This is a genomic window from Shewanella hafniensis, from assembly GCF_019655335.1.
GTDB lineage: Bacteria > Pseudomonadota > Gammaproteobacteria > Enterobacterales > Shewanellaceae > Shewanella > Shewanella hafniensis.
The window spans coordinates 1-19,456 of sequence record NZ_BPFD01000081.1; the positions used below are offsets into that span (position 1 = coordinate 1).

The 19,456-nt window shown below is 47.5% G+C and carries 21 protein-coding genes and 1 tRNA gene; 10 read left to right on the forward strand and 12 right to left on the reverse strand.

What is annotated here, in order from left to right:
- Positions 1-44: 44 nt before the first annotated feature.
- Genes K5Q99_RS18190 through K5Q99_RS18200 form a run of 3 tightly spaced genes read right to left on the reverse strand, consistent with a single transcriptional unit; the run spans position 45 to position 1,963 of the window.
- Positions 45-497, reverse strand: coding sequence for a hypothetical protein (locus K5Q99_RS18190; protein ID WP_220777675.1), 453 nt, complete (start codon positions 495-497; stop codon positions 45-47).
- A 14-nt stretch (positions 498-511) separates the two neighbouring features.
- Entirely contained in the window at positions 512-1,402 is an 891-nt protein-coding gene (gene fieF / locus K5Q99_RS18195; RefSeq protein WP_220777676.1) for a cation efflux pump FieF, read from the reverse strand.
- A 51-nt stretch (positions 1,403-1,453) separates the two neighbouring features.
- Positions 1,454-1,963, reverse strand: a complete 510-nt coding sequence (locus K5Q99_RS18200) for a Spy/CpxP family protein refolding chaperone (protein WP_220777677.1) — start codon at positions 1,961-1,963, stop codon at positions 1,454-1,456.
- Positions 1,964-2,247: 284 nt separating this feature from the next.
- On the opposite strand from K5Q99_RS18200, the gene K5Q99_RS18205 reads away from it, so the two are divergent.
- Positions 2,248-2,934 carry a response regulator gene (locus K5Q99_RS18205; RefSeq protein WP_105251061.1) on the forward strand — a complete coding sequence of 229 codons (687 nt, stop codon included), beginning with the start codon at positions 2,248-2,250 and terminating at the stop codon, positions 2,932-2,934.
- On the forward strand, positions 2,922-4,298 hold the full coding sequence (locus K5Q99_RS18210; protein ID WP_246604535.1) for an ATP-binding protein: 1,377 nt from the start codon (positions 2,922-2,924) through the stop codon (positions 4,296-4,298). Before K5Q99_RS18205 ends, K5Q99_RS18210 begins: the two co-directional genes overlap by 13 nt.
- Before the next feature lie 96 nt (positions 4,299-4,394).
- Here K5Q99_RS18210 and acuI read toward each other — a convergent pair whose 3' ends face one another.
- The 4 genes from acuI to K5Q99_RS18230 all read right to left on the reverse strand — a co-directional run bounded on the left by acuI (position 4,395) and on the right by K5Q99_RS18230 (position 9,959).
- Positions 4,395-5,375, reverse strand: coding sequence for an acrylyl-CoA reductase (NADPH) (gene acuI / locus K5Q99_RS18215; RefSeq protein ID WP_220777678.1), 981 nt, complete (start codon positions 5,373-5,375; stop codon positions 4,395-4,397).
- Between the two features lie 163 nt (positions 5,376-5,538).
- Positions 5,539-6,051: an ankyrin repeat domain-containing protein gene (locus K5Q99_RS18220; RefSeq protein ID WP_220777679.1), complete on the reverse strand. Its 513-nt coding sequence runs from the start codon at positions 6,049-6,051 to the stop codon at positions 5,539-5,541.
- A gap of 176 nt (positions 6,052-6,227) precedes the next feature.
- Positions 6,228-7,748 carry a catalase KatE1 gene (gene katE1 / locus K5Q99_RS18225; RefSeq protein ID WP_281422449.1) on the reverse strand — a complete coding sequence of 507 codons (1,521 nt, stop codon included), beginning with the start codon at positions 7,746-7,748 and terminating at the stop codon, positions 6,228-6,230.
- 282 nt (positions 7,749-8,030) lie between these two features.
- A complete protein-coding gene (locus tag K5Q99_RS18230) occupies positions 8,031-9,959 on the reverse strand; it encodes a sigma-54-dependent Fis family transcriptional regulator (protein WP_220777680.1) in 1,929 nt (642 codons plus the stop codon).
- A gap of 260 nt (positions 9,960-10,219) precedes the next feature.
- On the opposite strand from K5Q99_RS18230, the gene exaC reads away from it, so the two are divergent.
- A complete protein-coding gene (gene exaC / locus K5Q99_RS18235; protein WP_106648435.1) occupies positions 10,220-11,740 on the forward strand; it encodes an acetaldehyde dehydrogenase ExaC in 1,521 nt (506 codons plus the stop codon).
- Between the two features lie 165 nt (positions 11,741-11,905).
- Here exaC and K5Q99_RS18240 read toward each other — a convergent pair whose 3' ends face one another.
- Together K5Q99_RS18240 and K5Q99_RS18245 are read right to left on the reverse strand one after the other, a co-directional pair.
- The gene (locus K5Q99_RS18240; RefSeq protein WP_220777681.1) at positions 11,906-12,409 is read right to left on the reverse strand and encodes a hypothetical protein; all 504 of its coding nucleotides are present in this window, start codon (positions 12,407-12,409) and stop codon (positions 11,906-11,908) included.
- Positions 12,410-12,480: 71 nt separating this feature from the next.
- Positions 12,481-12,936, reverse strand: a complete 456-nt coding sequence (locus tag K5Q99_RS18245) for a ribosomal maturation YjgA family protein (protein ID WP_220777682.1) — start codon at positions 12,934-12,936, stop codon at positions 12,481-12,483.
- A gap of 217 nt (positions 12,937-13,153) precedes the next feature.
- Between K5Q99_RS18245 and K5Q99_RS18250 the strand changes: the two genes are divergently transcribed.
- The 7 genes from K5Q99_RS18250 to K5Q99_RS18280 all read left to right on the forward strand — a co-directional run bounded on the left by K5Q99_RS18250 (position 13,154) and on the right by K5Q99_RS18280 (position 17,727).
- Positions 13,154-13,741, forward strand: a complete 588-nt coding sequence (locus tag K5Q99_RS18250; protein WP_220777683.1) for a cytochrome b/b6 domain-containing protein — start codon at positions 13,154-13,156, stop codon at positions 13,739-13,741.
- Between the two features lie 53 nt (positions 13,742-13,794).
- A complete protein-coding gene (locus K5Q99_RS18255) occupies positions 13,795-14,241 on the forward strand; it encodes a DUF1924 domain-containing protein (protein ID WP_220591709.1) in 447 nt (148 codons plus the stop codon).
- An 84-nt stretch (positions 14,242-14,325) separates the two neighbouring features.
- Positions 14,326-14,889, forward strand: coding sequence for a diheme cytochrome c (locus K5Q99_RS18260; RefSeq protein ID WP_220777684.1), 564 nt, complete (start codon positions 14,326-14,328; stop codon positions 14,887-14,889).
- Positions 14,882-15,148, forward strand: a complete 267-nt coding sequence (locus K5Q99_RS18265; protein WP_220777685.1) for a PepSY domain-containing protein — start codon at positions 14,882-14,884, stop codon at positions 15,146-15,148. Before K5Q99_RS18260 ends, K5Q99_RS18265 begins: the two co-directional genes overlap by 8 nt.
- Positions 15,148-15,807: a winged helix-turn-helix domain-containing protein gene (locus K5Q99_RS18270; RefSeq protein ID WP_220777686.1), complete on the forward strand. Its 660-nt coding sequence runs from the start codon at positions 15,148-15,150 to the stop codon at positions 15,805-15,807. Before K5Q99_RS18265 ends, K5Q99_RS18270 begins: the two co-directional genes overlap by 1 nt.
- A 5-nt stretch (positions 15,808-15,812) precedes the next feature.
- Positions 15,813-17,129 (forward strand): sensor histidine kinase, encoded by a 1,317-nt coding sequence (locus K5Q99_RS18275; protein ID WP_220777687.1) that lies wholly within the window; start codon positions 15,813-15,815, stop codon positions 17,127-17,129.
- Positions 17,130-17,259: 130 nt separating this feature from the next.
- The gene (locus K5Q99_RS18280) at positions 17,260-17,727 is read left to right on the forward strand and encodes a GNAT family N-acetyltransferase (protein ID WP_220777688.1); all 468 of its coding nucleotides are present in this window, start codon (positions 17,260-17,262) and stop codon (positions 17,725-17,727) included.
- A 105-nt stretch (positions 17,728-17,832) separates the two neighbouring features.
- Here the strand turns inward: K5Q99_RS18280 and K5Q99_RS18285 are convergent, their stop codons facing one another.
- The 3 genes from K5Q99_RS18285 to K5Q99_RS18295 all read right to left on the reverse strand — a co-directional run bounded on the left by K5Q99_RS18285 (position 17,833) and on the right by K5Q99_RS18295 (position 19,410).
- Positions 17,833-18,042: a hypothetical protein gene (locus tag K5Q99_RS18285; RefSeq protein ID WP_105251048.1), complete on the reverse strand. Its 210-nt coding sequence runs from the start codon at positions 18,040-18,042 to the stop codon at positions 17,833-17,835.
- A 411-nt stretch (positions 18,043-18,453) separates the two neighbouring features.
- Positions 18,454-18,966 carry a DUF1993 domain-containing protein gene (locus tag K5Q99_RS18290; RefSeq protein ID WP_220777689.1) on the reverse strand — a complete coding sequence of 171 codons (513 nt, stop codon included), beginning with the start codon at positions 18,964-18,966 and terminating at the stop codon, positions 18,454-18,456.
- A 367-nt stretch (positions 18,967-19,333) separates the two neighbouring features.
- A tRNA-Asp gene (locus K5Q99_RS18295) sits at positions 19,334-19,410 on the reverse strand.
- Positions 19,411-19,456 lie beyond the last annotated feature (46 nt).

Consider the following 19,456-nt stretch of genomic DNA (forward strand, 5'->3'; position numbering starts at 1 on the left):
ATTTACTGTAAGTATTATTTTTTTAATTGAAACAATTAACGATTTTAACTTAGCACCCGCAACAATCCTATAAAACTTGCATATAGCCAACGGATGAGGGAGCGACGCCTTCTGACATCCAAACATTCGGATACGACAACTCGGCCAGTCGCTACACAAATAATACGGGTGCGCCAAAGGAATAATGGCCAGATATGGACTCGATAAGTTTGGTTAGATATTTCGAAATCAATTTTCTGCGGTAGGTAATAAAGATGTTTACGCAGGACTAACTGACTCCAAGCCCCCACTATCACAGGAGTGACTTCACTATCTGCTTGATTCACTCTCGAGGACTGCGCTTGAGTTGAAACCGTAATTTCCGCATCTGCTGGAACGCTAACATCACGAATCTCAGATTCGACTATCAACTCAAAGCGAGTCGATAGCCTCTGATAGCGACATATCAATCGAGTGGAATGATCCCATCTGTGACCTTGCTTCTGCATCCATGCCATCGCTTGCCCTTACTTTATGTTTCGTTGACTTCAGGTTTGACTGGATCTTGGTGAATAATCACCTCGGCATCTTCAAAGGCGGCTTTGACTCTTATCCCTGTTGTATCGGCAATACTGTGGGCTTCATTCAAACTCAAATTGCCATCAAGCTCTAAATGAAATTGGATAAAAACGGTTTTGCCAGCCTGACGAGTGCGTAAATCATGCAGCCCTTGCACCCGTGGATCTTCCATTGCGATTTGCGTGATTTGCTGGCGAGTTTCTTCGTCTAACTCCCGATCTAGCAAGGCTTGAATTGAGCGATAGCCCAAGCCAAAGGCTTGATGACCAATATAGAATGCAATCATTACTGCAAACAATCCGTCAGCCCACCACCAACCATATTGGGATAGGACGAGTGCTAGCAATACCGCACCATTAAGGAATAAATCTGATTTATAGTGCAGCGAATCCGCTTCAACCACAGTACTTTTTGTTGCCGCCAATGCGCGTTTCTGCAACATGACCAAGGCTAACGTCATCACAATCGCTATGACAGAAACCACCACACCTATAGTGGCATTTTCAACCGGAACAGGTGTTAATAACCGCTCGCCACCATAGAAAAGTAATAAAAATGCGGAGCCCATAATGAAGGCGGATTGCGCTAGAGACGCTAACGGCTCAGCCTTACCATGGCCATATCTGTGATCATGATCCGGCGGCACAAGCGCGTAACGAATGGCAATAAAATTGATAATAGAAGCGAGAGCGTCGGCAAAGGAATCCGTCAAAGATGCCAACATACTGGCAGAGCCGGAATAAAGCCAAGCGAACAGCTTGATAAGAATAAGGGTCAAAGCGGTAGCCACGGAAGCGCGGCTAGCCAGTTTGACCCAAAAATCGTATTGGGAAGTCTGAGTCATAAGGGATCTATCTTGGGAAGCTATGACCCTATTGTATATCAGCTAAGACGCTTAACCGCGAGGTTCTTTACCAGCTTGTGCTTCAAATCGCGCTTTAAACGTAGCTTGCTGCTCTGGTGTCAACAGATTGTAGATTTGATTATGCAGCTTCATACGTTCAATGGCTTGAGCTTGACGCTGTTCTTGCTGCGCGCTCATCAGTGCCTTGGCTTGCACTTCATCAAAATTAGGGGCCGTCATCAAGGCCTGCATTTCAGTGCGATGGGCCAAACGCTGCTCTTTCGTTGGGCGGCTATCGGCACGCGCAGCTTTCTGATCGGCAAACAGCTTTTTGATATCAGCTTTTTGGGCATCGGTTAAATCTAGCCCTTCAAACATACGATGCATGCCACGCTTATCCATGTGTCGGCCGCCATGTTCCATACGGTCGCCTTTGTGGAATTCAGATTTAGAGAAGTCGCAACCAGCATCCTTAGGTGCTGCATTAACTGCCGTCGCGAAAACCGCAGAACTCGCTAGAATGGCAAACAGGCTCGCTTTCAAAGGTGATAATGTTTTCATAGTGTTAACCTCGATGGTTCAACTTTAATATGGCAAGTAATAAGACACAGTGACGACCCTTTTAAGCCGAGTCACTTTCGACCCTTCCAGTCTAACCCCCTATATGTAAGTGAGGGCGTTGCCTGAGTAAATCACTGTAAAGTTGCGGCAATAACTCTATTCTTTACTTTGGCTTACATTGCTACACAGCAATTGACATCAAAACAGGTATACTCAGCCAAAGCGCTAAAAGTGCCTATGATAAACAGGCACATGAGGCCACATTACAGAGATTAAGGAACAGTATGAGTCGGATATTATTAATCGATGACGATCTGGGGTTATCTGAGCTACTAGGGCAACTGCTCGAGTTAGAAGGGTTTCAATTAACCTTGGCCTACGACGGTAAACAAGGTTTAGATCTGGCACTGACCGCAGATTACGATCTGATCCTACTCGATGTAATGCTACCTAAATTAAACGGTTTTGAAGTGCTACGCGCACTGCGCCAACATAAACAAACCCCAGTATTAATGTTGACGGCCCGTGGCGATGAAATCGATCGCGTGGTTGGGCTTGAGATAGGCGCCGACGATTACCTGCCAAAGCCGTTTAATGACAGAGAATTAATTGCCCGTATCCGCGCCATTATTCGTCGTTCGAACTTAACAACCCAAGAAATCCATGCCGCGCCCGCCCAAGAGTTTGGCGATCTGCGCTTAGATCCATCGCGCCAAGAAGCTTACTGTAATGAGCAATTAATCATACTCACAGGCACTGAATTCACTCTACTGCACACCCTAGCACTGCACGCTGGCGAGTTGATGAACAAGGAAGAGTTAAACGAAAAAGTACTCGGCAAAAAACTCATGCCCTTCGACCGCAGCTTAGACATGCATTTATCGAATCTACGTAAAAAACTCCCCGAGCGTAGCGATGGTCGGCCAAGGGTGAAAACCATCCGTGGCAAAGGTTATATTTGGCTTCCATAACGGCGGTATCGACTGTGCCTAATCGTTTATTTATCAAATTATTGCTCGGATTTTGGCTTTGCAGCTCGCTAATCATTGCCTTAGTGGGTCTGCTACCATTGCTGCAACAAAATCACGACCGTGCGCCACTGCCACCTCACCTTGAAAAAGTCCTATCGACGATAGCTAAGCGCATTCAAGAAAACCCCGCCTTACTGGAATCCGATTTTCTTCGGCGCTGGGAAAGACATCGAGACATGGAAGGCAAGCCACTACGAGTTTATCTCGTCAACAGCCAGGGCCAAGTCGTCAACACACACAGGGTGAGTCGCGGTGTACGCAGCTTTATGCTGATGGCAGATGAAGAAAAACAACCGATTAGCCATCAGTTTAAAGATGAGCTGGTGTTTGGTCCCTATCAATTTAATCTGGGCGCTGAAACCTATTCACTTTATGGCCGCCTACCGGATAACCATCCACGGCCTTGGTTCTTCTTCTTCGCCGAAAATAAGTTATTAACCTTAAGCCTAGCGATTTTCCTTTCGGGATTATTATGTGGCTTGCTCGCGTGGCATTTAGGTAAAGCATTAAATTCACTTAAAAAGAGTGCTAATGCCCTCGCAGAGGGTGACTTAAGTCATCGTGTCGATAAGTCCACTACACAGCGTAAAGATGAAATAGGCCAATTAGCTAAGGCCTTCAATAGCATGGCCGACTCCATCGAATCTATGATGAACAATCAACAGAGATTGATGGGCGATATTTCCCATGAGCTACGTACCCCGCTCACCCGTTTACAATTGTCGTTAGCCCTCGCCCGTAAAAAGGGCCAGCAAACGGCAGAAACGGATCGTATCGGCTATGAAGCCGAGCAACTCGAAATGCTTATCAGTGAATTGTTAGAACTCTCGCGGGTCAAGCTCAGCACTAACGAAACCAAAGTACATTTAGGCTTGGCAGAATCCCTGAGCCAAGTTTTAGACGATGCGGAATTTGAAGCAGAACAGCAAGGTAAAAGCATTACCATCGATATCGATGAAGAAATTGAGTTAGCGCATTTTCCTAAATCACTTTCCCGCGCGATTGAAAATCTGCTGCGTAATGCAATTCGCTATGCCGCAAGCGACATTCAGTTACAGGCAAGTGCAACAGCTGATCAGGTAAAAATCACGATAAAAGACGATGGACCAGGCATAGATGCCGCCGAACTCGATGCCATTTTCAAACCCTTCTATCGCCCAGACTCTGCACGGCAAAGAGAAAGCGGTGGCTGGGGACTTGGGCTGGCAATCACTGAAGCGGCGATTACCGCCCACAAGGGTAAGATTAAAGCCGAGAACCGCGAACCAACCGGTCTTGAAGTGACTATTACACTGCCGAAATAGCCAATATGAAGACAAGTAAACTTGGTAAAACGGATGGCATAGTCGTAGATGGCAACACCTCAGTGTTGCCATCGCTTTAAAGTATTAGAAGCTAGATTACAGCTTAACTAATACACGCCCTGTGACTTGGCCTTGGATAATTTTATTCGCGAAAGCAGGCACCTCTGCCAATGAGATCTGCTGGCAAGCTTGCTGATAGAAATGTGCAGGCAGTGCTTTAATCACAGCTTCCCACGCCGCTTTTCGTTTCTCAAATGGACAAGAAACAGAGTCGATTCCCAGTAAACTCACACCCCGTAAAATAAACGGCATAACGGTTGTTGGTAATGCAAAACCGCCCGCTAAACCACAGATAGCGGCTGCACCACCGTATTGCATTTGCGCTAATGCTTTGGCGAGGATCTTGTTGCCAACGGTATCGACCACACCCGCCCAGCGCTGCGCCTCAAGCGGCTTAGCATCCTGTTCAAGCTCACTGCGATCAATCACTTCTGCGGCGCCAAGCTCCTTCAATAAAGGCGCATTCTGTTCAACTCGACCACTGCAGGCAGCCACACGATAGCCAGCATTGGCGAGCAAAGTCACCGCCACAGAACCCACACCACCACTGGCACCTGTAACAAGAATATCCCCACTTTGCGGTGTTACCCCAGCCTGCTGCAGCGCTTGCACGCACAACATAGCCGTAAGCCCAGCCGTGCCAATCATCATGGCTTTAGCGGCATCACAGTCTTGCGGCATAGGCACCAGCCAGTCGGCTTTAACGCGCGCTTTTTGCGCCATACCACCCCAGTGATTTTCGCCCACGCCCCAACCTGTCAAAATCACCTGATCGCCAACTTGGTATCTCGCATCAGTTGATTCGCGCACGACCCCCGCAAAATCGATGCCCGGCACCATAGGAAACTGACGAATGATTTTGCCAGCACCGGTCACAGCTAAACCATCTTTATAATTCAGCGAGGAATAGGCGACATCAACCAAGACTTCCCCTTCTGGCAAATCAGCTTCTGTGATTTGTGAAACTTGAGCAAACGTACGTTTATCTTCTTGCGTCAGTAGTAAGGCATCAAACATAAATCGCTCTCCGAAGGCCAAACCGTATTAAACGATATTCAAAAAGTTACCATAAAAGGCATAGACATCATTAACAAGCAGACTTATTGCTAATAGTAAATGCTGAGATCTAAACAGATTAAAGATAATGACCAAGAGTGATCGGGCGCAAGATCTAGCGTCTTTATTGCTTTAAACTCGCCTGCTGTAAAGCGCCACTTTGACCCCAGTAACGGGCAAACTCAGTCAAGGTCATTCCGGCATTATTCGTTAGGTTCGCATTGCATTCTTTCGCGTATAGCCGCTTTACAATATTGAATTCGGCCTTAATCACAGCGCCCATCATTGCCGTATTACCACGCTTATCTTGCAAACAAGCATTAGCACCATGCTCAAGTAATACATCTGTTGCAGCCTCTTGGCCGTTATAAGCCGCCACCATTAGCGCGGTATAGGTTTGACTATTTCTCTGGTCAATAGGGAAGCCCGCATCGAGAAAATGCTCAAGCACTGTGATATCGCCAGTACGCGCGGCAGCAAAAAAGTAGTCCACCAGCACTTGTACTTGTACTTGTGCAGCATCGGGCTCGTCCGCTTGGCTGACAGTTGCGGATGCCTGAGCCGAACCTGCGCCCATCACGACCGACATACTCAATGCCGCAATCATCAATAATAAGATAGTAATATTGTGTTTCATCAATAACTCCCGCGCAGCAAAAATAGAGATTTAAACAATAAGAGGTGACGAAATGCCCGCAAGACGCCCTCTTAAACTGGGCAGAAAAGAGCTTGTTTACGTCTTGCGGGACTTACTCGGTTTGGACTGTTAACGTGCAAATCTCTGCGACCAAAACAGTCCTAAAAATAACAACATCAGATTGAACGCTGTTTAACGTCAGCCAGATCACCCTTTACGGCCTTGGTTAAACGCTCACCAAACTCTGGGTCTGCACGATAAAAGTGACTGAGCATCTGATGTTTCACATTGGTATCGTTCACTTTGCCTAAGTCATCGGCCAAGTTAGTGATCAGATCTGCTCTATCTTGCTTGCTCAAGCTGCGATAAAAGACGCCCGCTTGGCTAAAGTTATCCTGCTTGCTAATAGCCGTCTGTTGCACAGTCCCCGTCAGCGCAGTTGTTACCGCACGATAACGATTATCTTCGGCCAAGGCTAAATGTACGCTCGGTTGATAGTTCACATCGGACTGGGTATGCCCCATATTGCCCGCACCTTCTTGGTTGTGGTTTGCCACCGCCACTAAGGGTTTATTAATCGGCAATTGCGACAAATTCGCGCCGAGTCGATACAGCTGAGTATCGGCGTAGGAGAACATGCGGCCTTGCAGTAATCTGTCTTCCGAAGGCTCAATCCCTGGGATCAAATTCGATGGCGCAAATCCCGCTTGCTCAGTCTCTTGGAAGAAGTTTGCAGGCATGCGGTTCAGCGTCATAGTGCCCACTTTTTGTTCTGGCACATCTAGCCACACCTTAGTGGCGTCTAACGGGTTGTAATCAAACTTATTAAGCTCAGTCGGGTCGAGTAATTGAACGTACAGATCCCACTTAGGATAGTTACCCTTGTTGATCTCACTATAAAGATCATCGGTTAAATGGTTAAAGTTTTGTCCTTGGACTTTAACCACTTCATCGGGACGTAAGCCTTTAACACCTTGCAGACTCTTCCAGTTAAATTTCACATATTTAACTTGGTTATCTCGATTTACAAATTTGTACGCATGCACACCGAAACCGTCCATTTCACGATAACTGGCAGGTACACCTAAGTTACTGTAAACCTGAGTCAACATATGGGTTGAACCCGCTTCGTGACTGAAAAAATCGAAGAAACGATTCGGATCTTGCATATTGGTCACTGGCGATGGTTTGAGTGAATGCACCATGTCAGGAAACTTGATCGCATCGCGAATGAAGAATACGGGTAAGTTATTACCCACTAAGTCCCAGTTACCTTGGTCCGAATAAAATTTGGTCGCAAATCCACGGGGGTCGCGCAGCGTTTCTGGCGAACCTTTCGAGTGGATAACAGTAGAAAAACGCGCAAACACAGGCGTGACTTTGCCTTTCTGTGCAAAGGGTGCCGCTTGAGTCAGATAACTAAAATCACCACTCGATACAAACTCACCGTGCACACCTGTGCCTCTGGCATGAACAACCCGCTCAGGAATACGTTCACGGGCAAAGCGTTGTAGCTTCTGAATAAGCTGCACATCTTGCAATAACACGCTGCCATTACTGCCCGCTGTGGTCGAGTTTTGGTTATCACCCACAGGGGCGCCATTGTCACGTGTCAGGGTATTTGTTGGTAAAGTTTGAGCCTGTACATTTAATGCCAGACCCATAGAAATAATTAAAAGGCTTTTAGTCAGATGCATAACAGTTCCTCTCTATGCATAACGCCAAGCTCTTTTCTGCCTGCCCGCAGTATAGTTCTGAATTTGTAATTAAAAGAAAGGATCTTTATCGATTATATGAATCAATAAAACCTATTAGGCATGAATAAGCTACAACAAGACCTCATTTTACCTGACTCCGAAATCGGAGTTTATGGACTAAAATCTCACAGTTTTAGTCCATTGCGAGTTGGTTAGTCATGGGCGTGATAAGCGAGCTTTGCGTTGTTTATTACACTTACTGATAAGCGCCGCGAGCTAACATTAACCCTTAAGTCCCATCTGTTTTAATCGACGATACAAGGCATTACGGCTGATCCCCAAACGCTTAGCGCATTGGCTCACATTGCCATTACAGGCTTGGTATGCCTGTAGCACATTGCTATAAATCGCCTCGTGGAGAGAATCCGATTGCACCGCAGTGGTAGTTGGCAGCGTCGCAGTGTTGTCACGCGTAACTTTGCCAGCCAGCGGATGTGATGCCGAATGTTGACCGGTTTTAGCCTCTTCACCTAACGGCTGCTTTTCATTTAACAGCTGTGTGTTTAACGGATCCACTGTTAACGGCCCTGCCGCTAATTTTTGTGCAAGATAATCGGGTAAATGCTGCCAAGTTAGGGTGTCATCTCCTTCAGCCATCAAGCAAGCGACTTGCATAAGATTATCCAGCTCACGCAAGTTGCCCGGCCAGTCGTGTTGCACCAGTAGCCCTAACAGTTCAGGGCAGATCGCCTGCGGCGCAATGCGATGTTTACGATGCAATTTATGGATAATGCGCTCGATATCCTGCCGCTCGCGCAGTGCAGGTAACCGCACTTGTAGACCATTTAATCGATAGAATAAATCCTGCCGAAACAGCCCCTGCGCCACTTGTTGCTCTAAATCCATATGGGTCGCGGCAATGATTTGGATATCGACTTTAAAACTTTGATTACTGCCAACGGGCACCACTTCGCGCTCCTGCAATACCCTGAGTAAACGACTCTGTGCCGCCAGCGGCATTTCACCTATTTCATCTAAAAACAAAAAACCGCCGTGGGCTTGGCGAATTTTGCCGATAAATCCAGTGCGGTTCGCCCCAGTAAAAGCGCCTGCCTGATAACCAAAGAGTTCAGATTCGACTAACTCAGCGGGCAATGCCGCACAGTTCACCGCCACTAAGGGCTCGCTGCGCCGCACACTATGGGCGTGGAGCTTTTTAACAAACTGCTCTTTACCGACGCCGGTTTCACCGAGCACTAACAGCGGAATTTGCTTAGTGATCACCTTATTGGCATGTTGCCATGCGCGCTCAAGTTGAGGATCGTGAAACCGCACACCCAATTGATTGAGCGATTTATTGCTCATCGCCACCCGACTCTTGGCGCTGGGAATATTTAAGGATTGAGTCTGTAGATGCAAGTCTAAATGTTGATTAAAACCACCCGCACGGCTCCAATTATCGCCTAAGTACTGCTCTACGCTATCACCCACCTTAGCTTGATTAAGCAATTGTTTAGCCATGGGATTATACCCAACGATGCGGCCATCGCTATCGGCTATCACTATACCCTGCCAACCCGAACTGAGCAGATTGGGCTGCGCCGCTAAATCGATTCGATAATGGCTATCAGGCAGATGACACAAAAGCGCGGTCTCGACCTGCTGCGCCAAACTCGACACTAACATCAGCGTCTGCTGGGTGTGCCTTTGCTGCTCACTGGTGATATCTATCACCCCGAGCATTTCACCTTGAGGGGAAAATATTGGGCAAGCAGTGCAACTCATAAAACGATTCTGACGAATAAAATGCTGCTCACCCACCACAGATACCGCTTGTTTGGCGGTGAGCGCCGTCCCTATCGCATTGGTGCCCTTGTGTTGCTCAAGCCAATTCACCCCAATATCCAGAGCCACATCCGCCAGTTTTGTGGAGTAGCGGCTCACGCCCCAGTGCCTGAGCACATAACCCTCGGCATCGGAGAGCAAGAGTCGGCTATTAGAATGCGCCATCAACTGATTAAACAAGGGCAAGGCATGGGATTGTACTAATGCTATGAGCATTTGATATTGCTCATGTTTCTGCTTTAGTTCGCTAGCATCGAGCCTAAGTTCTTGGGGTAACTGAAACTCGGACAAGCCAGCGCCAATGCTGCGCTGCCACGAATCGGCCAACCACGTCTGTGTCGATGGTAAATGCGGTTTAACTGTCATAGCCGTGCTCCCCCGAGCTGTGTTCCGTTTCGGCACACTTGAGTGTGCCGTTCGATGACAAAGTGACCACAGGACACACCTCACTCCCTGAGTGCCCATACTGTTTCAAATCTGCAAAATTAGCTTTTCATCATACTGTTAGCACAACAAGTGTACAACTCTTGCCAGTTTGGCACCCTCCTTGCGATGCACCTTAGGTATGCAAGTCTCAAGTGTTACGTTAGAGAACACTAAGCTAATCAACAAGAAGGAATGATTCTATGATTTATGCTCAACCCGGAACCGCAGGCGCAATCGTTAACTTCAAAGAAAAATACGCCAACTTTATCGGAGGTAAATGGGTCGCCCCGGTCAATGGCAAATACTTCGACAATCGCTCACCCGTGAATGGCCAAAACTTTTGCCAAATCCCGCGATCCGATGCCCAAGATATTGAATTAGCGTTAGATGCCGCCCACGCAGCCAAAGAAGCATGGGGTAAAACCTCAGTCACCGAACGCTCAAACCTGTTACTGCGCATTGCCGATCGGGTCGAACAAAATCTCGAATATTTAGCCGTCGCCGAAACCTGGGAAAACGGTAAAGCGGTGCGTGAAACCTTAAACGCCGACTTACCCTTATTCGTCGATCACTTCCGCTACTTTGCCGGTTGTATCCGCGCACAGGAAGGCAGCGCCGCCGATATCGACGGCAACACAGTCAGTTATCACTTCCCAGAGCCCTTGGGCGTGGTCGGGCAGATCATTCCTTGGAATTTCCCACTCTTGATGGCGGCATGGAAAATCGCCCCTGCGCTGGCGGCGGGGAACTGTGTGGTACTCAAACCTGCGGAGCAGACGCCAGTCTCGATTCTGGTCTTGCTCGAGCTGATTGAAGACCTATTACCAGCGGGTATTCTTAACGTAGTCAACGGCTTTGGTGCCGAAGCAGGACAAGCACTGGCCACCAGCAAACGCATCGCTAAGCTTGCCTTTACGGGCTCCACCGAAATTGGCTATCACATTTTAAAATGCGCCGCCGAATCCTTAATTCCATCGACCGTTGAGCTTGGCGGCAAATCGCCTAACGTGTTTTTTGCCGATGTGATGGACCATGAAGACGAATATTTAAATAAGGCCGTCGAAGGTATGTTACTCGCCTTCTTTAACCAAGGCGAAGTCTGTACTTGCCCATCACGGGTGCTAGTCCAAGAGTCGATTTTCGATCGCTTTATCGAAAAAGTGCTCGCCCGCGCGCAAACCATTAAGCAAGGCGATCCATTAGATACCGACACTCAAGTAGGTGCTCAAGCCTCTAAAGAACAGTTCGATAAAATCTTAAGTTACTTGGCCATAGGTAAGGCTGAGGGCGCGCAGGTGCTACTCGGCGGCACACTTTGCCAACTCGATGGCGGCCAAAGTGAAGGCTATTACATCAGCCCGACGATTATGAAAGGCCACAATAAGATGCGTATCTTCCAAGAGGAAATCTTCGGCCCTGTCATTTCGGTCACCACCTTCAAAGATGAAGCCGAAGCCTTAGCGATCGCGAACGATACTGAGTACGGCTTAGGCGCAGGCGTGTGGACGCGGGACATGAACACGGCTCAACGCATGGGACGCGGCATTCAAGCGGGCCGCGTGTGGATTAACTGTTACCACGCCTATCCTGCCCATGCCGCCTTTGGTGGATACAAAAAATCCGGCATCGGCCGCGAAACCCATAAGATGATGCTCAACCATTATCAAAATACCAAGAATCTCTTGATAAGTTACGATGTTAATCCTTTAGGTTTCTTCTAAGGTTTTGGTGCTCAAACAAGCTGATGTGAGGAAGCTTTTATTTAGGTTTTTAAATGTCTTTGTAAACAGGCTTATAAAACTTTCCGCATGAGTAATAGATATAAATGATAAACATGAAAGGGCGAATAGCCCTTTCTTTTTTACTCAATTTAATTCAAAGCTCACTCAGTTGATTTTATCAATCTGCGCTAAACGTTGAGCTAATTCGGCCATAGCGGCGGCCGTTTGCGGATCGCTTTGGGGATCAACAACTTCAATCAGCTTAAGTTTCGGCCGAGTTGTTAACCAAGAGCAGCTCGCAGTAATGACTAAATCCAGCACAAACTGACCGTAATAGTGCAACCGCACACGGTTATCCGCCATGGGCCAGTGTGAGTGCAGTAGGAATGAATCATACATTTGCGCCAAAGATGTCGTCGTAATAAGCTTAAACCCTTCATCAAGCAGACTAAACTCGGTTGATTCTTCGAAGGGACAATCGAAAGAAGTGATGACCAAATACCCCGAGGTGTTATTGGGTAAAACGCAGCGGTATTGACCTTCAATCACTCGACCAGCGATAAAAGTGTGAGTAGGTTGGCCATTGAAATACAGGGATATTTTCAGTGGATTAGGCTCAAGTCCATCAGTACGTGCTGTTAACAGTGAAAACCCCGTTATCTGCTGCATCCCCTAACCCCACTTATCTCGCCTACTTATCCGCGAAAACACACATCACGCGGCTCTTGCGGATTCAAATACTAGGACTGGCGGCTTTTCCAATAACAGCCCACTAAGATCAAGTAACCGACAAAATAAGCCACGAGATCGAGTGGGTCGAAATGGCTACCTATCACTATCCGCGCCAAGCGATTTCCACCCAAGCCTAACTTGTCGACTAAGCCCCAATACTGGCCAAACTCGATGGCAAAGGCAAACAGCAATACCGCAAGCGCCAGCCAAGGAGTTTGAAATAAGCGCTTAATGCCCTCGTCTTTACTATTGGCTACCGAATTGACTGCTAGAGGAACGACAGCCCGCACCATGCAAAACAGCAAGATCACCACCAATACATCGCCCACAAAACCACGAATAAAACCCGCAGGTGCATATAAAGCGATTAAGACTTCAGTCAAAAATAATAAAACGGCATAAATACAAAAGGATTTACGACTCGGATTGCGGCTGATAAAAGCGCGAATAACGGCGGTAGACATAAATAAGTTAATCCCTTCACTCGATTGAGGTGGCAGAATCTACCGTAATACCAATAGGTTAACAAGTGAGTTTTCGTTGACATTTAAGGCTCACCACCCGAGCAACCGCGCCACTCAAGCCTATCAATTCGAATAAATGTTCGCGCCTCAAAATTTAAGCGAGGTTTAAGTTTGGGTTAAGTAGCCTACACCTAAACCCACTTAGGAGCGTCACATCATGTCATCAAACACACTGCAAACCATCAAAGTCTGGGACCTGTTGATCCGCATATTCCATTGGTCACTCGTCGGCTTTTTTGCCTTAGCCTACCTCACTGAAGGCGAAGACGAGTGGATGACCATCCACAGTTACGCAGGTTATAGCATCTTAATTTTACTGGTGTTTCGTCTGCTGTGGGGCGTGATTGGTACCCACAATGCGCGTTTTAGTAACTTTGTCACTCGCCCTAAAGAAGTGCTGGTGTACCTCAAAGGACTCATCACAGGCAAAGGCAAAGACTACATAGGCCATAACCCCGCAGGGGCAATGATGATAGTGGCCTTGATTGCCAGCATCGCCATCACGGGATTCTCGGGCATGGCTCTGTACGCCACCGACGGACACGGCCCATTAGCCACAAGCTTTTTCGCCACTTGGCCTGAAGGCGTCATAAAAGAAGTCCATGAATTCTTTGCCAACTTCACTGTGTTCCTCGTGGTTATCCATGTTGGCGGCGTCATCGTCAGTAGCCTGTTACACAAAGAAAACTTAGTCAGAGCCATGGTCACGGGCAAGAAACAACGCCCTGTGGAACAAGAAGATTAATCCCTTAGCCACTTTGCTTAGCAACAAGACATCCAGCCCAAAAGGAATGCCCTATGAACAGATTCACCAGACACACGATTAAAAGTCGCCTTGCCCTTGTCGCGATTTCAACCTTGCTGCTGACTAGCCTCAGCGCTAGCGCCGCCAACAGTAAAGTGCAAAGCCTGCCGCTTAGCGCCGAGCGCATTGGCACGCAACTGCAACGCTATCAAGCCCAAGGCGCAGGACCCTTTAGCGCCGCCGCGGGACAAAAGCTTTGGCTACAGGACATGGACGGGCGCAGCTGCGCCAGTTGCCATACCGCCAAAGTCACCGACATGGGGATGCACCAAAATACCCGTAAACCCATTGACCCTATGGCGCCGTCGATTACCGCAGATCGGTTAACCGACTCAGCCAAAATCGAGAAATGGTTTAGCCGTAACTGTAACTGGACCTTTAAACGCGACTGCACGCCGCAGGAAAAAGGCGATGCCTTACTCTGGTTAAGCCTGCAATAACCGCCAAATTTCGACCTTATCACTCATTCAATTAGAGCAATTAATACCTTCAACAGAAGGTAACGGCACAAAAAGGAAGATGTCATGACTAAACAAGCACACCCTATTAGTTGGTTCTTAGGTTCATCACTCACAGCCGCGGCATTAGCCATTGGCGTTATCGGTATCAGTCTAACCTTAACCGGCACAGGCTATGCTGACGATGGCCGCGAGCTCAGCCGCGCCATTCCACAAAATGCGGAATATACGGCAGAATGTGGCAGCTGCCACATGGCTTATTCCGCGAACTTACTGCCCGCCGACAAGTGGCGCGCCATTACCGCCAATCTTGAGAATCACTTTGGTGACAACGCCAGCCTAGATCCTCAAGTCACTGCCAGAATTAAGGAATATCTGGTTCAACATGCGGCACAAAATGGTAAGGTGATGAAAAACAGCACGCCGCTGCTCGCAAGCGCAGGGCCGCAGAAGATCACAGAACAGGCATTTTTTATCCACGAACACGATGATATCCCAAGGCGTATGGTGCAAGATAACCCCAAAGTCGGCTCATTCAGTCAATGCAGCAATTGTCACAACCTCGCAGAGAAGGGCATATTCGATGAAGATACCGTTAATATTCCTGGCTTTGGCCGTTGGAATGATTAGCAGTGCAAGCACTGATGCCCACGACGATGATCTTTCAAACAAAGTAGTCGAGTGGGTTAAGGAGGGCAAGGTTTTGCCCTTCGACACCATAATGCAACGCTATGAATCACGCCTGCAGGGGAGACTGCTGGACTTAGAAGTCGAGCAAAAACATGGAAGGATCATCTACGAGCTCGAAATCCTCCGTGACGATGGCATAGTGTATGAAATCAAGATTGACGCCAAAACCGGCGAGTGGCTAAAGGAAAAGGTCGACTGATGCGTTTGCTATTGATTGAAGATGATACCGATCTGGTCGCGCGCCTCATTCCCGCCCTTAACAAGGCGGGTTATACCGTCGAGCACTCCGATAACGGTATCGACGGTGCCTTTTTAGGCGAAGAAGAAAACTTCGAAGCCGTGATCCTCGATCTCGGCTTGCCCGGCAAACCCGGTTTACAAGTCCTCGGCCAATGGCGACAAAAAGGCTTAGCCATGCCAGTGCTGATCCTCACCGCTCGTGATGCGTGGCACGAGCGGGTCGACGGCCTCAAGGCGGGTGCCGATGATTACCTCGGCAAGCCTTTTCACATTGAAGAACTACTCGCAAGGCTCGAAGTGTTGATCCGCCGCCACTTTGGCCGCGCCGACAATGTGTTGCAACATGCGGGCGTTTCCCTCGATGTCGACAAACAAGCCGTTACCAATGTCGATGGTGAAGTAATAGAACTGACTAAGATTGAATATCGGCTGCTACATTATTTAATGGTCAATCCCAGCAAGATCGTCTCTAAATCAGAGCTCAGTGAACGTATTTACGAAGAAGATCAAATCAAAGACAGCAATGTTATCGAAGTGTACGTCAACCGCCTGCGCCAACGCTTAGGCAAGGATTATATCGAAACCCGCCGCGGCCAAGGTTATCGACTCAAGGAGTAAAAGGCGTGTATTCACTCAAGGGTTATCTAACGCGCAATCTGCTGATCACGCTCACCTTTGCCATGGTGCTGTTACTGTATTTTCTGTACCAAGGTATCCAAGTATTAACCCAAGACTTTGTTGCCTCGCGATTACAACACGATGCCGACAGCCTGATCTCCGCTCTGAATCACAATCCCGATGGCACCTGGGCGCTCACCTCCGACCGTTTACCCAATGTGTACCACAGGGTTAATTCTGGGCATTATTTTGCAATTCAAATCGGCGAACAAACCCTGCGCTCACGCTCCCTATTCGACCATAACGTGGACATGCCAAAACTGACCGCCGGTGAGCAGCACCAAGCCACTGAGTTTGTCGGCAAAGAACATTGGCTGATGTTCAGTCAGGCCGTAATCAAAGATGATCAATTAGTGACTCTGTGGGTGACAGAAGACATCAGCGAGCTCGAACAAACTCAAATACACTTTTTAGCCTTTGCCAGCGCGGCCGTGTTACTCACGATTGTTATTCTATTACTAGCGCAGTATCAGCTACTTAAACGCGGCTTTAAACCCTTAGAGCAGATGCCCGAAGCCATACGGCAAATGCGCACCCAAGGGCAAGAAATCAATCCAGATCAAATGCCGAGCGAAATAATTCCGCTGATTGAGGAGATAGATCGCTTAGTCAATCAATTGGGCCAAAGAGTACAACGCTCCCGCAATGCCTTGGGTAATTTAGCCCACGAAATGAAGCGTCCGCTACAAGGGCTGCAGTCCTACCTAGAAAGCCTTCCGCCTGAACAGCGGATTGAGGGCAGCAAGGTGCTCGCAAACCTGCACCACATCATTGAGAGAGAGCTTAAGCGGACTAAGATTGTCGGCCTTTCCACTCCAGGGCGTTATACCGTGCTCGATGACGATCTTGCGCCGCTAATTCAAGTAATGCAGCGCATCTACCCAGACCGCATTATTCATAGCCATTACGCCAGCGGCTTAGTGATGCCGTTTGACCGCGATGACTTACTCGAACTCTTAGGCAATTTACTGGATAACGCCTGCAAACATAGCCGCAAGAACATTGAGATCAGTATAGTGCATCAAACGGCTGCCACCGCAGGTTATGGGATCCTAGTCAGCGATGACGGCGAAGGCGTCTCCGATGCCGCATTGTCGATTATCATCGAGCGCGGCATTCGGTTAGATGAAAGCATCCAAGGCCATGGCTTAGGATTATCTATCTGCAAAGATATCGTCGGCAGTTATCAGGGCGAACTTAGCTTTAGCCACGCGCAACAAGGTGGACTCGAAGCCAGCGTATTTCTGCCACTCCCAAGTTAAGCGGTATACTCAGTCAAACCTGCTCAATCAAACCTGCCGCCACATAATGTAGACCAGCGAACGGACTTAAGTATTCGCGCCATAATGTCGTACCATTAAGTCCTTTGCATAACACACGTCAGAGATTTATATGAAAGTTATCGACCTAAAATCGGCCCCACAGCACATTCCACCACTGGCACAATGGCATCATCAAGAATGGGCACATTTAAGTTCTGCGGACGCCACAATCACCACACTCATCGAGCAAATGAGCGAGTACCTCTCTGACGCCGCCATTCCTAAGATGTTTATCTGTGAAGACGCTAACCAAGTCATGGGCTCCTCCTCATTAACTGCAGCAGATATGGATACCCGAACCGACCTGAGTCCTTGGCTCGCCAATGTGTATGTTAATGCACACTATCGAAATAAAGGCTTGGGGAAATTATTAGTCAATGCCGTCGTTAATTATGCCAAAGCACTCGGATTGCAAAAAATCTATTTGTTTACCGCAGACAAAGCAGACTTTTATCAAACGCTTGGTTGGTCAAAGATTTCACAGGAAGATTATATGGGCGAGATGGTCACGATAATGGAATATGAATTTAAGAAGTGAATGCTTAAGGAGAGTGAGCAAGCCCCACGACGGGCGTCGTGAAGCTGTACATGCTGGCTAAATATCTAGATGTGATATCCAATACTTAGCGACAAGCCAATGGCTTTAGTCAATTTCTATATCCACGCCGAAACGATTGGATAGTTGGCGTTGCTCGTGCAGAATTTCAATTCGACGGCGAGTGTCTTGGGTCAACTTGTCTTTGAGGCGCAAACCACTAGTAATGGCGGCTTTTTTTGCTTTCTTGCTCTTCATCGGTAAATCAGTTGTCGTTGCATCAGTTGGACTCTCGACGGCTTGAGATTCGATAGACATAGCTAACTCCTTTAATTAGAACCTTAAATAGGCTCTTCCAGTAAATCCCTGCTCAAAACGAACAAACAGGTCATCTTTATAATGAGTTAATTCGCCATTCACTATTTAAGTAATAGATAATTTGGCGACTCATAAACTTACGGCCCATATCATTTACCTAAGCCAACAAAATTAAATCACATGCTAACAGGATAAAAATAATCGAGACGTAAGGTCGAAATGAAAAACTGAGTATTGATTGACTTCATCCGCGTAACAGAACCCTAACGAGTCCTAAATTTCCAGCGACAAAGCGGCATAACATAGGTAGAGAAAGAACAGGTAGTAATGCAGAAAGGTTGGTAAGCTCGAGCGGCAAAGCGCTGCTGCGCAACAATTAGGCTACGCAACAGTACTACATCTAGCCTAGATTTACGACTTATATGGCATAGCGCCGAGGTAATCTTTCTTGCCAATTTCAACACCGTTGTGGCGCAAAATCGCGTAGGCTGTTGTTACATGGAAGTAAATGTTCGGAATAGCGTGCTCAATGGCAAACTCATAACCTGTAAGATATTTTCCTTCCCATCGTGGTTGTGAGACATGGATCGTGGCCGCATTAGCAAAATCATCCGCTTTAAACGTTGCTAAATAATCCAAAACCGAGCTAATACGCGCTTGCAACTCAGCCAGCGTCGTCTCGCTATCATCATGCTTTGGCACTGTATCTAAGTTATCAGTCAAACGTGCTACGCCAATTTTGGCAGTATCGCAGGCAATTTGAACTTGGCGAATAAGATTGAATTGATCCGGCGCTAAACGTGAGTTTAATAGCACCGCCATATCAACTTTCTTGAGGTTTGCGAAGCATTCGCCTTTTTCAAGAATAACGCTTAAATTTTTCAGCATCTTGCTAAATTGTACAACCGTTAAATTATAAAGCATGGCATAGACCTCATTGATGGACGCTACAAAACTGCAGCACTTAAGACTATCTTGGGGCAAATAACTCAATTTCAATCATTCTTGGAATTTAAGTATCTGCTTAATAATAAATACTTCAATATAAACGATATTAAGTCAATTAGGACAAGAAAAAGATAGACGTTACCAGTAGGGATAGAGCGTCAGCTACAAGCCAAGAGATTAAAATTATCTCGGACTGATCCGAATAACAATAACGTACACTCGTAGGAATTGGGATGGCTGGGTATGACGATAACCACTTGAGTGATAGCATCACTGGGAGAAAATATCCACGACACCATAACGAAAAAAGCCTCATCTTTCGATGAGGCTTATCTCTTAATGTTGGCGGAGCGGACGGGACTCGAACCCGCGACCCCCGGCGTGACAGGCCGGTATTCTAACCAACTGAACTACCGCTCCTTTAACTTAACGTTTGCACATTAAGCTAAATTAGGCGCTTGGCGAT